Source organism: Mesorhizobium sp. P5_C1 (genome assembly GCF_054049815.1).
The window spans coordinates 1-857 of sequence record NZ_JBFULQ010001179.1; the positions used below are offsets into that span (position 1 = coordinate 1).

At 62.9% G+C, this 857-nt stretch carries 1 protein-coding gene and 1 pseudogene; both read left to right on the plus strand.

Features of this window, described 5'->3' with window-relative positions:
- A pseudogene (locus ACXJ7R_RS34725) lies at positions 1 to 275 on the plus strand (efflux RND transporter periplasmic adaptor subunit); the annotation flags it as partial.
- Positions 272 to 857 (plus strand): efflux RND transporter permease subunit (locus ACXJ7R_RS34730; protein ID WP_457155738.1); only part of this gene is annotated, 586 nt, incomplete at its 3' end. The pseudogene ACXJ7R_RS34725 and the gene ACXJ7R_RS34730, both read left to right, overlap by 4 nt.

Below are 857 nucleotides of genomic sequence, written 5' to 3' on the forward strand. Positions count from 1 at the left end.
GGGGGCTGACGGTAGCCGGGTCGGCAGTGCAGCAAGGTCCAAACGGCTCCTATGTCTACGTGATCGCACCTGATGGAACCGCGCGGATACGGCCTGTCACTGTTGCCCAGTTGACCGAGGGACAAGCCCTTATCGATTCGGGTCTCGAGGCGAACGAAACGGTCGTGGTCGACGGGCAATACAAGCTCGTGGAGGGCGTCCCCGTTCAAGTGCTGCGGGGCAAAGCCGCTGATGAAGCCGCCCTGCAAAGCGCAGTGCAGCAGGCAATCCCGTGAATGTCTCGGCCCCTTTTATTCGCCGGCCGATCGCGACAGGCCTGCTGATGGCGGGTCTGCTGCTGTGTGGGCTGGCTACCTACCGGCTTCTGCCAGTCGCATCATTGCCGAACGTCAACTTTCCGACGATCCAGGTGTCAGCGCAGTTGCCCGGCGCCGATCCCGAAACCATGGCGTCGTCGGTAGCCACCCCGCTTGAGCAACAGATAAGCCAACTCCCCGGCGTGACCCAGCTGTCTTCGACCAGCGCGCTAGGCAGCACACAACTCACCGTTCAGTTCGACCTCAGCCGCAGCGTCGACAGCGCCGCGGTTGACGTGCTGTCGGCGATCAATGCCGCAAGCCCAGATCTGCCGCTGGGCATCCCCTATCCGCCGACCATCCGTAAGGTCAATCCGGCGGATACTCCGATCCTGGTGCTCGCGCTGACATCCGACACCCTTCCACTGACGATGGTCGATGCCTACGCGGAAAACATCCTGCTGCCGAAGATCTCGCAAATCTCCGGCGTGGGTCTTGTTGGCATTGGCGGCCAGCAGAAGCCGGCGATCCGTGTGCAGGTCAATCCGCAAGCGGCCGCGG